This is a genomic window from Budvicia diplopodorum, from assembly GCF_009800925.1.
Taxonomy (GTDB): domain Bacteria; phylum Pseudomonadota; class Gammaproteobacteria; order Enterobacterales; family Enterobacteriaceae; genus Budvicia; species Budvicia diplopodorum.
In genome coordinates this window covers 47,801-61,136 of sequence record NZ_WOYF01000015.1, presented here as the reverse complement: position 1 = coordinate 61,136, position 13,336 = coordinate 47,801, and the positions used below count along the sequence as shown (strand labels likewise).

At 51.0% G+C, this 13,336-nt stretch carries 15 protein-coding genes and 1 pseudogene; 5 read left to right on the top strand and 11 right to left on the bottom strand.

The genetic code is table 11. From position 1 onward, the window contains the following. Positions 1 to 493: 493 nt before the first annotated feature. From GVI43_RS12995 to GVI43_RS12980, 4 genes and pseudogenes are all read left to right on the top strand, one after another. Positions 494 to 833 (top strand): annotated as a pseudogene (locus tag GVI43_RS12995) (Arm DNA-binding domain-containing protein); the annotation flags it as partial. A gap of 105 nt (positions 834 to 938) precedes the next feature. Next, a complete protein-coding gene (locus GVI43_RS12990; protein ID WP_159567287.1) occupies positions 939 to 1,745 on the top strand; it encodes an ABC transporter ATP-binding protein in 807 nt (268 codons plus the stop codon). After that, the gene (locus GVI43_RS12985) at positions 1,745 to 2,695 is read left to right on the top strand and encodes an ABC transporter substrate-binding protein (RefSeq protein ID WP_159567286.1); all 951 of its coding nucleotides are present in this window, start codon (positions 1,745 to 1,747) and stop codon (positions 2,693 to 2,695) included. Before GVI43_RS12990 ends, GVI43_RS12985 begins: the two co-directional genes overlap by 1 nt. Beyond that, positions 2,692 to 3,708, top strand: coding sequence for a FecCD family ABC transporter permease (locus tag GVI43_RS12980; protein WP_159567285.1), 1,017 nt, complete (start codon positions 2,692 to 2,694; stop codon positions 3,706 to 3,708). The genes GVI43_RS12985 and GVI43_RS12980 overlap by 4 nt, the downstream gene beginning before the upstream one ends. Positions 3,709 to 3,914: 206 nt before the next feature. Here GVI43_RS12980 and GVI43_RS12975 read toward each other — a convergent pair whose 3' ends face one another. The 3 genes from GVI43_RS12975 to GVI43_RS12965 form a co-directional block, all read right to left on the bottom strand. Further along, positions 3,915 to 4,217, bottom strand: a complete 303-nt coding sequence (locus GVI43_RS12975; RefSeq protein WP_159567284.1) for a helix-turn-helix domain-containing protein — start codon at positions 4,215 to 4,217, stop codon at positions 3,915 to 3,917. Between the two features lie 4 nt (positions 4,218 to 4,221). Continuing rightward, positions 4,222 to 4,575, bottom strand: coding sequence for a type II toxin-antitoxin system RelE/ParE family toxin (locus tag GVI43_RS12970; protein WP_159567283.1), 354 nt, complete (start codon positions 4,573 to 4,575; stop codon positions 4,222 to 4,224). A 342-nt stretch (positions 4,576 to 4,917) separates the two neighbouring features. Further along, positions 4,918 to 5,598 carry an ash family protein gene (locus tag GVI43_RS12965; protein ID WP_159567320.1) on the bottom strand — a complete coding sequence of 227 codons (681 nt, stop codon included), beginning with the start codon at positions 5,596 to 5,598 and terminating at the stop codon, positions 4,918 to 4,920. A gap of 49 nt (positions 5,599 to 5,647) precedes the next feature. On the opposite strand from GVI43_RS12965, the gene GVI43_RS12960 reads away from it, so the two are divergent. Then, positions 5,648 to 5,794, top strand: a complete 147-nt coding sequence (locus GVI43_RS12960; RefSeq protein WP_159567282.1) for a hypothetical protein — start codon at positions 5,648 to 5,650, stop codon at positions 5,792 to 5,794. 48 nt (positions 5,795 to 5,842) lie between these two features. Here the strand turns inward: GVI43_RS12960 and GVI43_RS12955 are convergent, their stop codons facing one another. From GVI43_RS12955 to GVI43_RS12920, 8 genes are all read right to left on the bottom strand, one after another. Then, positions 5,843 to 6,763 (bottom strand): nucleotidyl transferase AbiEii/AbiGii toxin family protein, encoded by a 921-nt coding sequence (locus GVI43_RS12955; RefSeq protein WP_159567281.1) that lies wholly within the window; start codon positions 6,761 to 6,763, stop codon positions 5,843 to 5,845. Beyond that, complete coding sequence (gene abiEi / locus GVI43_RS12950) at positions 6,756 to 7,289, bottom strand: type IV toxin-antitoxin system AbiEi family antitoxin (protein WP_159567280.1); 534 nt, start codon at positions 7,287 to 7,289, stop codon at positions 6,756 to 6,758. Before abiEi ends, GVI43_RS12955 begins: the two co-directional genes overlap by 8 nt. 193 nt (positions 7,290 to 7,482) lie before the next feature. Further along, positions 7,483 to 7,974: a GNAT family N-acetyltransferase gene (locus GVI43_RS12945; RefSeq protein WP_159567279.1), complete on the bottom strand. Its 492-nt coding sequence runs from the start codon at positions 7,972 to 7,974 to the stop codon at positions 7,483 to 7,485. Further along, positions 7,971 to 8,264: a type II toxin-antitoxin system TacA family antitoxin gene (locus tag GVI43_RS12940; RefSeq protein ID WP_159567278.1), complete on the bottom strand. Its 294-nt coding sequence runs from the start codon at positions 8,262 to 8,264 to the stop codon at positions 7,971 to 7,973. Before GVI43_RS12940 ends, GVI43_RS12945 begins: the two co-directional genes overlap by 4 nt. Before the next feature lie 309 nt (positions 8,265 to 8,573). After that, positions 8,574 to 9,812 (bottom strand): amino acid deaminase, encoded by a 1,239-nt coding sequence (locus GVI43_RS12935; protein ID WP_159567277.1) that lies wholly within the window; start codon positions 9,810 to 9,812, stop codon positions 8,574 to 8,576. 10 nt (positions 9,813 to 9,822) lie between these two features. After that, complete coding sequence (locus tag GVI43_RS12930; RefSeq protein ID WP_159567276.1) at positions 9,823 to 11,307, bottom strand: sodium:solute symporter family protein; 1,485 nt, start codon at positions 11,305 to 11,307, stop codon at positions 9,823 to 9,825. Positions 11,308 to 11,472: 165 nt separating this feature from the next. Beyond that, positions 11,473 to 11,865: a RidA family protein gene (locus GVI43_RS12925; RefSeq protein WP_159567275.1), complete on the bottom strand. Its 393-nt coding sequence runs from the start codon at positions 11,863 to 11,865 to the stop codon at positions 11,473 to 11,475. Between the two features lie 18 nt (positions 11,866 to 11,883). After that, positions 11,884 to 13,335, bottom strand: coding sequence for an N-acyl-D-amino-acid deacylase family protein (locus tag GVI43_RS12920; protein WP_159567274.1), 1,452 nt, complete (start codon positions 13,333 to 13,335; stop codon positions 11,884 to 11,886). Position 13,336 lies beyond the last annotated feature (1 nt).

Below are 13,336 nucleotides of genomic sequence, written 5' to 3'. Positions count from 1 at the left end.
TTTTGAATAATTATCTAAATCAGCCGTAGCCTGCTCAAATGGCATAATTATCACAATTGTATCTTACCATTGGAGATAACGTGCCATTTTTAGAACCCGTTATATGTGGAGTCTTACACACTATATGTGGACCTCGAACCGTTATGTGTGGACTTAACTCCACACATAACGGCGCGGCCATGCGCTAAAATGATGATTTTTCGTGATAACCATCACAAAAATAAAGCCTTTTGATATGGGGGCCTTAGTGGGGGCGCTGTTTCAATAATTTCTTAATGAAACCAATAATAAACAGTGGGTTAATCGTGGATTTGATTCCGAGTCCGGCACCATCTTTCCTGTTTCTATGCTTTTCTGTGAATCCATAGGTGTTATAAATTCAACAGGTTAGCGTAAAAACCTTTCCCGGTACATTTTCATTTATCCCTTGGTATCGGAAAAATTTGGGGTCAAATTGCGGGTCGTTCAGTTCGATGACCGGAGTGACCGTCAAATGACCCTACTTACCGACAGTAAAATTCGTTCTCCAAAACCCCTCGAAAAATCATACAAGCTTACCGATTCGCAAGGTTTGTATCTGACGATATCCACCAGCGGCGCTAAGCTATGGTATTTCCGCTATCGCTTTGGCGGTAAAGAAAATCGTCTGGCCTTTGATGCTTATCCGTTGGCGTAAGCTGCTGGCATCCGGTATCTGCCCTTCTCAGTTGCGCCAGCCGGACAAAACCACCGTTGATGAAACCCGCACGTTTAAGCACCTCGCTACTGCATGGCACACTAAGCGCTACGCTTTTCCTGATTATGAAGTGTCAGATCAAATGAGAGCTACTACACTCTGTCCAACGGATATATCTTCAGTCAGAACAGTGCACTTCCTCATGTCATACATCCATGCTACATTAAGTTATGTTATAACATAACCAATAAAAGGATGAATAATGACGTCTACGCCTGTAACACTCAGTCTCACCGACGTTACCCTTCTCTCCCGGCGTAACGAGCAGATACTGGGCCATATCACTTTCACCGTAAATCAAGGTGAAACGTTGGCAGTCGTTGGCCCAAACGGCAGTGGCAAATCCAGCTTGCTGCACACCATTATTCGGCAACAGTCTCATGATCTGGGTGATATCAACCTTAATGGACAACCACTTAATACTCTCCCGGCCCGGGAACGAGCCAGACAGATAGCCTTTCTTTCACAGACAGACGTTCCTGATTTTCGATTGACCCTTGAAGATTATGTTGCGTTAGGTCGGTTACCTCACGCGGGCAAGCTCTCACCGGTCAAAGAGCAACAAATAATCCATGCGGCAATTGAAGATACGGGAGTGCAGGCATTTAAGCACCGTCCTCTCAGCCAGCTATCCGGTGGTCAACGCCAACGGGCCGCTTTGGCACGGGCGCTGGCACAAATGCCATCACTTCTGCTGCTCGATGAGCTGACAAATCATCTTGACCCATCCGGTCGCGTCGAACTGCTGTCGGTCGTGAAAAGTAGAGGCATTGCCGTTGTTGCCGTACTGCACGATCTGCAATTGGCTCAGGCATTTGCAGACAAGGTGCTCGTATTGTGTAAGGGCAAACAGGTTATCTGTGACATCCCGGATCGTGCCCTGCATAGCGGCATTCTCTTCCCGGTATTCGGTATGACAAGCGTCGATGTCTCACATCCTGAAAATGGCAAGATATTGAAAATATTCGAGATCCCTTCTGTTGAAATGATAGAGGCAACGGCTTATTAATGAAAAACTTATGCTTATTTCTTACGCTGATCGGCTTCTCTGCCCTCGCCGCGGATTTTCCCGTCACCATCAATAGCTGTGGTCACCCAGTGACGTTTAAGCAGCCACCTCAACGGGCGGTTATTCACGATATCAATATGGCAGAGATGGCCTTTGCCCTGAATCTCCAGAACAGAATTGTCGGCCTGACCGGTATCACCGGCTGGTACAAGATGACGCCGGAATTTCAAAAAAAAATGGGCCAGATCCCTGAACTTGCCCCCAAATATCCCTCGCTGGAAACCCTTCTGGCGGCGAATACCGACTTTTTCTTTGCTGGCTGGAATTACGGAATGAAAGTCGGGGGCGATGTCACACCGGAAAAACTCAGCCCGTATGGAATTTCTACTTTTGTGCTGAGCGAAAGCTGCATATTTGCCGGCGTGAAGCCCCCCAAAGCCAGCATGGATTTGCTTTATAACGACCAGCACACGTTGGGGAAAATCTTTGGTAAAGAAAAGGAAGCACTGGCGCTAATCGATGAATGGAAACGCAGACTGATGGCATTACCTCAGCGAGCGGTAGAGTCCAGCCCGTTGAAGGTCTTCATCTATGATTCTGGTGAAGACAAACCGTTTACCAGCGGTAAATACGCCATGCCCACGGCCATTATTGAAGCTGCCGGCGGCCAAAACATCATGGATTCACTGGAAGCCAGTTGGACCAGCGCCTCATGGGAGGCTGTGGCGGCGGCAAATCCGGATTTTATTATTTTGCTGGATTATCAAAACGGTAGCGATGCAGAGACGTTACGCCGTTTTCTTGAATCACACCCACTGATGAAGTTAACGTCGGCGGTTAAACAGCGGAGATACCTCAAACTCCAGTACGCGGAGCTTACGCCCGGGCCTGCAAACATTGTCGCAGTAGAAAAGCTGGCATATGCCATGTATGGCGGAGATCGGTCATGAGTCTGGCTGGAAAACGCTATGCCTTGCTTATGGGTTGTATCGCGCTTTTTCTGGGAGGCCTGATGTTCTGGAGTTTGGTTCTTGGCGCACTGCCGCTAAGCCCTGCGCAGGTTATTGCCTCACTGAATTTAAGCAGTGACCCGGTATCAGAAATGATGAAGACGATAGTCATCCAGTTACGTTTCCCCAGAGCGGTTCTCGCTGCGCTTACCGGTGCAGGCCTAGCCGTCGTTGGTGTGCTATTACAGACCACCACCCGAAACGAACTGGCCGATCCCTTTCTGTTTGGGCTCTCTTCTGGCGCCTCAGCCGGAGCCGTATTGGTGATCACCCGTTTTGGCGAGGGACTCGGCGAACTCACGCTGCCCTTGTCTGCTTTTGCTGGCGGGATTATGTCGGCCCTCGCTGTGCTGATACTTTTTCATCTCGGTGCCTCCCGTCGTGCAGAGCAACTGATTATTTGCGGCCTGTCTGTTTCTTTTTTGTTCAGCGCCCTGACCAGCTATCTGGTGTTTTCAGGCGATCAGCGGGCGGCCAGCTCAGTCATCTTCTGGTCGCTGGGTGGTCTTGGTCTGGCACGCTGGGACAACCTGGCAATCCCGCTGATGAGTCTACTGCTGCTGGGCGGTTTTGTTACCACGCGCTGGCGCGCGCTTGATGGGTTACTGGCGGGGGAACAAACAGCGCTGTCACTGGGCATCAATGTTTCAAGACTGAGAACAGAAACGTTTATTTGCTGCGCGCTGGCTACGTCATGTCTGGTATCACTCACCGGCGTTATCGGCTTCGTCGGTCTGATGGTGCCGCATGTTGCGAGATATATTGCAGGCGTCAGGCACCTTTTGCTTATTCCTCTGTCCGCGCTGTTGGGTGCCGTATTACTTTGCGGGGGTGACATTATTAGCCGCACCCTTATTGAGGATCAGGAACTCCCCGTTGGCATCATTACTGCCGGGCTTGGTGGCTTTTTTATCATCACACTACTGGCGCGACAGTCATCGAAAACCATGTAGATCGTGCTGGCGGTGAGCGGACTTAAGGTCGATTTCCCGAACCAGAAGGCCCGGTAATCGCAATAGTTCGATAATGCTTTCACCGATACAGCCATCCGTAATACAAAGCCGCTCGGCAAACCTTATAAACTTGCGCATTAAGCCGAACGGTTCAAAGCTCTGGCGCCTCAAATACCGCTTTAGCGGTAAGGAGAAGGCGCTGACGTTTACAGTGCAAATCCGTAGTGCGAACCATCTGGCAGTTCGACGTCAAGACGCAGTTTTCCGCCTGTTGCCTCAACGTAGCGTTTGAGGGTGGAAAGCTTCAGATCGCGGCCCGGTTTTTCCATCCCGGCGACGGTCGGTTGCCTTATACCCAGTGCCTGCGCAATTTCCACCTGCGTTTTCTGCACTTTTTCACGCAGTTCGGCAAGGTGAATATTGAGCAGGATATCTGCAGCCATCACTTCTGCTTCAGCCACGACTTCCGGTTTTTCATCCGCAAGGAGCTGTTCCAGCGTTCTGCCCATAGCGTTACTCCTTCTTTTTCAGGTTGTTCAAATAATTTGTAAACTCCCGCTCGGCCAACGGGAGCATTTCATCGTAAAAACGTTTTTCATTGCCAACCTTGTTCCCTGCGCAAAGCAGAATGCCGGTACGACGAGGGTCGAAAGCGAAAAAAGCCCGTATCGGATCCCCCCGGTTTTGTATGCGCAACTCTTTCATGTTGCTGTAGCAGGAACCGTTGATCGTATCGGCATAAGGTCTGGACAACATCGGACCTTTTTCCCGCAGAACAATCAGTGCGGCCAGCACGCTGGCCCGGTTCGCGCTGTTTAACGAACGAAACCAGTCGTCAAACGTATCTGTTGTTTCAATAGACCACATGGGTTCCCCTTATCAATATAGCCCAAATGATATATAGGTGTAAACCTATAATATGGATTATGGCGCAGCTATTTCAGAGGTGCATTTGGATAACTGGGGGATTGCGGGAGGCATTCCGGTGATGTGGTGAATGCAAAATAAGGCTGTCGCCATTCTGCGAACCAGATTGAAAAATTGCCCGTTACGATTTACAGGTACAGGGTGAGATATGGCCTTAACCACAGATAGAGCTTGTTGTCCGGTATTTAAAGTTATCACCAAGAAACAGAGAGAAGGCTCATTTTTAAGAGAGATGGATAAAGGCCCGATACCTCGGGCCATGTCGCATTGCTCAGCAGCGTCTCACCGTGTCCCCCGCACCTCATCAATCAGCTTCACTCCCGTTGCCGTGCGTACAAAGCGCGGCGTTCTTAGCTCATCGGAAAAATAGCACACCAGCTCAAACAGCAGCCCGTTAAGCGATTGCTCCATTTCCGGCAGAAATGCGCGACCGGACAGCAGCTGCGCCAGTGTGAGGCAATAGTCACAAAGCAGTTCGGTTTCAGGCTCAAAGCAGGGAGACGTTTCGGGAATATCATCGACGGTGAGGCTTTCGATCAGACGGCGCGGTATGGGTTTGGCCAGCGCGGGTTGCAGCAGCGTCAGCATGGCGGTCAGGCGGCTGCACAGCGCCAGTCTTTCCGGCAGGCTGTGGCATTCCACCAGATTTTCAACCAGTCGTTCACAGTATCCGGCCAGTTGGGTGAAATCGTCGCTTGCGTCAAAGGCTAGAGTCAGCAGGGAGTCTTGTGAGAAATGTATTTGGGTTGGGGTAGTAGCCATAAGGGCAGCCTCCAGTATGTAGTAGTTAAAACCACCACCAAAGAGGTCAATCTTATGGGTGGTGGACTGAACGAGGTTGACCTTACCGGCCATACTGGAAACCGGCGCACCTTGCGGTGCCCTCGCCCAGCCCACCGTAGAACAGTGTAACTGAGCGCACGACACAAAAAAAGACGCTGGCGCGTCGTGTGTCGCCGGTATGGTATTTCAGGAGGTCAAGCCCGGTGCCTGATTTTTCAGGCGCGAGGACATGCTACCGTTGGCAGTCATTAACGGCAAGGGAATTTGTCAGGGTATTTTGTTGTTTGCGGGATGGCTCGCAAACTATACCCGTCATACTTCAGGCTGTCGGTGCGTTGAGCCGCGCTGGTGCTTTGCGATGCCAAAAGAATTCTGACCTTTTTGTCCGGCAACTTGAATTATTCATGGTATTGATTTGATATTTCTACAAAATAAACGAATCAACCTCATCACCGCCCTCATAAAGCTCCCTTTTCAACTGCGTTAACAGTTCCGTCAACGTATCCTGCAGAAATAATGAGAACCCTTCTTTCGCCAGAGACGTTTCATAAACAGCCGCAGGAATAAACCGTTTCATTTCCTGATGAAAGTGACCGCCAGAGATAATCGTTGGCAAGGAATCAATGCGTGTCTGGAGCTTTTTGCTGAAATTATCAATTCTGTAATCCGCTAACTTTTTGCTCACCAGTTGCGCATTCATCTTCGCGCCTTGTTGCTTAAGCCATACCAAATCCCACATGTCCCGATAACGGATATACTTCGTTGATGCAGGAAAAGCGACCAGTTTGTCTGCCATCACTTCTTCCAGCGTTTCAACATTAATCAGTGTGTCGCTGTAACCATCCGGTAATACGGAATAATTACGCACCAACTGCCTAACGGCTCGCGTATAAGCAGGAACATTGACCACTTCAATCTTAATGCGCTGTCGCGGGATGTCTCGTCGTTCAGGCGCTGTTGTTACCGAAATCTGCCATTTATCAACGCTCACTTCAGCGTATTCAGGCTCATTACGCAGTTCCTTTGGTTCTTTAACCGTCACTTCCAGCCCGTACCGATCTCCGAGATAGCGCTCAATACACTCTTTCATTTCCGCCAGATCGGCCGCGCAAAATTCGATTCTACCGGCGAAGTCCAGATCTTCACTGAAACGGTTTGAGTTGTAGCACAGCCGGAGTGACGTTCCGCCCTGAAACGTTAGGGTTCTCAACAATCCGGCCTCTGATAAACAGAATAAAATGTCGTAATGCAGCAGCTCTTTTTCCACCACAGGTCGTAACGCCGCCAGCCCATTTTGCCGGATTGCCTCCGTTACCAGCGTGTCAAAATCCACACGTTTAGACATTTTTCAGCTCCGCATTATCAATAAGGTGAGTGTTACGGCCCACACGGCGTAAGTCTCTGACCGCCGTTTCTTTGTTGGCAAGCCGAAGGGGGGATTTTGTTTCAATTGTGCCGGTCAGGATATCGCCGACAGAACGTGCGGTGTGGGTTAATTCAATCACTCCCCACGGGGTTTTATATTCGCCGCTTCGCCCGGTTGTCATGATGGTCAGGCGATCAATCGGGATCTGCGAAATTACCCCATACTGCGACAGAGCCGATTCCAGACTGACATAGCTGTACTCTCCCCGGCGCAGAGTTTTAGCAATATGTTCAAGGATAAAGCTATCCGGTGCCGCCCGATTGTAAATATAAACGCCATAGGCCGCACGTATCAGAATATGGCTTCCAACCAGACGATTAATAGAGGCTTTCAACGCCCGCTCCGATTCGTCCGGGAACAGTTTATCGAAGTCGCGCAAATGAAAAACGTAACGCCCGTTACGGCTGAATTCATCCAGTCTGTTGATTGCTGTGAGTTTATCCATTGATATATCTCTACATAAAGTACCCTTATAAGGGTACTTTTTGCCTATATAAAGCAGATTACATAATTATCTTAGCAAAAACAACGCTTATATACGTACTTATAGTAAAGAAGGGAAGACGGCTAGCAGATAATGAATGAGCCTGTCTTGTACTGAAAAACGACACGGCAACTAAGCGGAGAGTTCAATAAATTTAAACACTCCCCACCAAATCCTCCAACGTCACCATCAGCATCATCGGATCCATCGGCGACGGCTCAAACCCCACCCGCAGATAAAATTCCCGAGCTTCATCAGACAACGCATGAACCAGCATCCCGCGAATCCCAATAGTTTCCGCGACCTGAATCACGCGCAGTCCGGCATCCCGCACCAGCGCTCGCCCAATGCCCTGCCCGTGCAGTGATGTATCCACCGCCAGTCGCCCCAATACCACTACCGGGATCGGGTCGGGCATATTGCGGCGAAAGCGTCCGGGAGCGGTGATTGTCGTTACCGCACTGGACGCCAGCGAGTAATACGTTAATACGCCTGAGTTTCCGTCGCAGCAGACAAAGGTACGGGATGCACCAGTGACCTGATTTCTCATCGCCCGCTGTTTCAGCCAGTTATCCATAGAGTCCACCCCGCAGCAAAACGAGCTGAGATTATGCCCGGCATGGAGTGGATCAGGAGCAGAAATCATTTTTTATGTTCCCACGGCGCAGGGGTTTGCATGGTTTTACGCAGCGCAGCATTCGGTGTAGGAGCCTGATCCAGCCGGGTCAGAAACTCTTGATACGCTTGCGGATCAGCCATAATGATACGTTGCTCGATTAATGCGTCTTCGGCAGCTGCACGAGCCGCATCCAGCACAAAGTCCGTGCGGTTTTTCCCGCGGGCTTTCGCTGCGCGATCGATCAGATCGCGCTCGGCGGGCTTGATGCGTAGGTTTAATGTTTCACGCTTCAGGGAAAGGCTATTAGTCGCTGGCATGATGGGATCCTCAATGTATTACTGAATATTAAGCATACACGTGCGTAACGCCAATGTCATTACAATACTACGACGCTTAAAAGGAATCGTACTTAAGGAACGAACCGAGATTATTTTCGCGTGTATTGCTCTAGTATTCTGATATATAGAGCAAAATATGAGTTAGCCAGTGAGTTTTGGCAGCCAGCAGGAGAAGAACCGATGATGAAAACCAGTTCAATAGATAACTGAACGTTCGCGAATACGAACCCAAAACCAAAAAAAACACCGCCACAAACGCAGCGGTGTCTTTGACCTACAGGCTATCGATTAAAATGCCGTTTCCAGCATCTCCAGAACGTTGTAATCATCATCCACTAACAGCAGGGTTTTCCATTTATCGAACGTGAGGCACGGGTGGGAGGTGCCAAATACCAGAATGTCTCCCACCTGAACGTCGCCGTTTGGGGCCAGTTGCAGCATGCAGTGTTGATCCATGATGCCCACGCTGGTGATGGAACCCTCTTCCAGCACCAGCGCGTTACCGGCCCGGTAGTGGGCGATGGGCTGCGGGAGCCCGGCGTCAAATGCGCTGTCACGCTTGCCAAAATTGACAATCGCACGGCCCGGTTCTGGTACCGACTGTACCATCGCTACCAGCTCCAGCGCAGCGGTTAGATCGCCGCCCAGATCGCAGGCAATGCTATCGCGGGCCATCAGTTCATTTTGCGCCTGCTGATAGATACCGTTGTCATGGGTAATATAGCAGCCGGGGCGAATGGCGATGCGGCACTGAGGGGGTTTTTCCACTGCCAGCCAGATGTTGCATACCACGTCATACCAGACGGTTCCCGCGCCGGTAAGAAGAAATTCTCCGTCGACGTAACATGCCATGCGGCAAGCCAGCCCGGCGGCATCTCTCAACAGGGCTTCTACCCGCGCTTGGGTACCATCTCCGTGCAATACGCCTTCATAAAGCTCTAAGCCACGCAGCTTCAGCCCCGGTAGTTTTGCAACGGCGTCTGCCAGAGCGAGTGCCTCATCAACCGTGCGACACCCACAGCGGCCACCCGATACGCCCAGTTCGATCAGCACATCTAGCGTCAACCGTTGAGCGCTAAAAAATGCTGAGAGCGCTTGGGCGTTGGTCAGGCTGTCGATACAGCACAGGAAATCAGCCTCGGGATACTCCTGTTTAAGCTGAGCCACCAGCTGCATATTGGCTTTACCTACCAGCTGATTGGCCATCAGCACCCGGTTAATGCCGCCTTTTACCGCCGCCGTTGCCTGCCAAGCGCTGCCCACTCCGATTGCCCATGCGCCAATCTCCTGCTGTTTACGAAAGATCCAAGGAGTCATGGTGGTTTTACCATGTGGCGCAAGGCTGACGCCGCGCTGGTCCGCATAGCGCTGCATCCAGCGAATGTTATTGTCCAGCGCCTGCAGCTTAATCACAGCAGCGGGCAAGCAGGCATCCTCATTCAGGACATTAGCCTTGCCATCTGGAGTGGCAAACATTAGCGCTGATTTATGCCCCGCATCGCGGGGCTGGTGTTTTATCGTGGTCATTCAGCTTTCCTTAACGGCGAGCTGGCGCTGCAAGGGGCGTGGTAACAGGAGTAGCACTGGTATTTTCACGTTCATCGGTGATAATTTTCAGCACTTCTTCACGCGACAGTTTGTTCTTCGGCGTGATCAGCGTAACCACCACTGCAGCAACTAGGCTGGCTGCTAGTGCTGGAATAACCGGGTTGCCAAGCGCTTTCGACCATTCTGGCGTCATGATCACGCTCAGGGAGGTCAGGCTACCGCCCAGCAGTGCGGCAATGCAACCCTGCCAGTTAAAGCGCAGCCAGAATTTACCCAACAGCACGGTGATACACATACCTGACATAATCGTTGAAATCATCTTGGTGATGTAGCCGATGATGTCATTAGACGTCAGAGCGAACATCAGCGCCAAGAAGATCACGCACAGCAAGAAGATACGCGATAGGTTGATGGCTTTTTCCGGCGGTGGCATTTTGCCGGTTACCATAGTGTAGAGATCGCGCAGGATGATCGACACCCCGGCAATGGCGTCAGAGCTTCCTGATGACAGGTTGGCGGACATCCCGGCAATCAGTACAATCATCGCCAGCACATAAGGCAGGGCGTTGGTTGCATACAGGAACGCAAAGCTTGGGTTATCAAGGCCCGGGTTCATCACGTGCGTCGCCATACCGATAATAGCCGGCAGGAAAGAGAAGCCCATATACAGCAGGCCGGTAATAACAAACGATTGGCGAACCGCTTTTTGTGATGCAGCGGAATAAATACGCTGGCGGTAGGATGGTGTCGCCAGCACGCCAATACCGATAACGATAGACAAAGAAATAGCGGGTAGCATTCCCAGTTTATCAATGCCGAACAGCGTGAAAGCTTTCGGGTCGGTATTCGCTACAACGACATCCCAGCCACCCACATAGCTTACTGACATTACGGCGAGCATGATAAAACCGAGGAACAGAACAATCGACTGCAAGGTATCTATCCACGAAACGGCCTTGTAGCCACCGATACCGACATAGAAGATAAAGCCGACGGCAATGATAATCTTAGCCGTGTTGATATCAATATCCGCCGCCCAAGCCAGATACAGCCCACCACCGAGGATGTGCGCGCCCAGCCAGCCAATGGAGGCCAGAAAGATAAGCAGTGCCACGACATTTTTAACGATGCGGCTGCCGCCGGTGTAGTAGCAAACCTCTTCGCTCATGGTCATAAAGCGTAGATTTCTTAATGGGCCGAACAGCCAAGCGGTCAGCAGAATGCCTGTCGCACCGCCAATACCATACAGCATACCCGCCCAGCCATTGGCGTAGCCAAAGCTTACCGCACCAATACTGGAACCGGTACCCACCATCGTGCCTACGGTGGAGCCTAGGGTTAAAAGCATCGGCAGCTTTCTGCCGCCGAGGATAAAATCTTCTCCGGTTTTCTGATGACGGGTGACATACCAGCCAACTGCCATCATGCAGAAGGCATAAATCAAAAACCACATCAGGAAGTTACTATGTTTCATAATAAGTCCTTGTTACCTAATTATTAATTATTGTCGTTACAGACCCGCTATACGTCAGGTTGCCTCGTTGCTGGCGGCCTTCAGTCACCCCGTTCGCATAGCTATCTATGCTCCTGAGGACTCATTTCGTTGGCGCCTCGATGCAACTCGAACTATTTGGCTGTATCAGCTTTTAAATTTGGCGTTAAAACAGGTGAGATCCACTTCCACCATGCAATCGACCACCAGATCGGCCACGCAGCACACTCTGGCCGGTGGGTGATCGGCAAAAAAGCTTTTGAATACCTTATTGAAGGATTGGAAGTAACGGGCATCGGTCAGGAAGACCTTCATATGCACGATGTCCTCTTTGCCAAATCCTGCTTTGGTCATAATGTCGAGACAGTTTTGTATCGCCTGCGTTGACTGCGCAATAATGCCGCCGTCGATGATTTCTCCATCGATCATTGGCGTCTGGCCAGAAACGTACAGCCAGCCGTCGGCGGCGACCGCTTTAGCAAAAGGCAATGCCTGCCCACCGGTTCCTTTGGTACCTTCTATTCCGTATCGTTTAATCATGGTGTCCTCTGAATTGTATTATTTAGGATCTACATTATTGTTTTTACTTAAAAACCTACCCGACCGCTTGCCAGTCATCTGTTTCTGGCTATAGGTCAGTACGCCGTTAACAAAGACATGCTCAATGCCTTCTGCCTTTTGTTTCGGATTCTGGAAGGTGCCTGCTTCGTTGACCTTATTCGGATCAAAAACAACCAGGTCGGCGAAGTGACCTTCTTTAATTAGTCCCCGGTCCTGCAGGGCAAAGCGCTTGGCAGACATGCCAGTCATCTTGTGTACTGCGGTAGTGAGCGGGAACAGCTTTTCATCCCGGCTGTAGTAGCCGAGTACCCGTGGGAAAGTACCCCACAGACGCGGGTGCGGATTGGGATCGCAGGGCAGCCCGTCGGAGCCGATCATTGAGCTGGCGTGCTGTAGCACTCGGCGCACATCGTCTTCATGCATCTGGAAGTAAATAGCGCCAGCGGGTACCAAACGGCTTGCCGCCTCGTGAACGTCTACCGCCCAGTCTGCGGCAATCTCCTGAAGCTTTTTGCCGGCCATGTCAGGATGCGGCGTCGACCAGGTAATGAGAATGTCGTAGTCTTCTGTCACCTGCTTCAGATCGAGGTTGGAAGAACCAGCCCGATAGGGGTAGAGGTCGCAGTTGATATCCTGGTTTTGCTGATACTTTTCGATCAGTGCCAGCGTTTCCACCGTACGCCCCCAGTTTTTGGCACCGGCGCATTTGTGATGGGAAATCTGTACCGGCACTTTGGCGTGGCGCCCAACGTGAAAAGCTTCCTGCATGGCATCGATAATGCCGTCGTACTCGGTGCGCATATGGGTGGTGTAGATACCCTGAAACTCAGCCAGCAGTTCTGCCAGCGCGCAAATCTCTTCGGTTGAGGAGTTGATAGCATTGCCATAAGACAGGCCGGTACTTAGCCCCAGCGCGCCCTGTTCCAACGCCTTACGCAGTACCTGTTGCATCTGCTTAACGTTGGCGGCGTTAGCCGGTTCGAGCAGTGAGTCAACGCAGTTATTACGTAGCGTGGTGTGCCCGATCAGCGTGGCAACATTCACCGAAGGGGTAACGCTATCTATTTTGTCGCGATAGCTTGCCAGATCGGGATAGTGAAACTCGTCAAGCTCGCCCAGCAGGTTGATAGGATCGGGAACTTCATCTTTTAAAACCGCGCAGACGGCGCTGATGCCGCAGTTACCGACAATAATACTGGTGACGCCCTGCGAGGTTTTTTCAACATATTCCGGGCGCTTAACCACGATCAAATCGTCATGGGTATGAACATCAATAAATCCTGGTGACAGCACAAGGTTAGTGCAGTCGATCACCGTTTCGGCTTCTTCAGTAATCGTTGGGGCGATGCGGATAATCCGATCCCCTTTTATCGCCACATCGGCGATATATTCGGCATAGCCGGAACCATCAATAACGGTGGCGTTCCTGAACAGATAATCGGCTTTCATA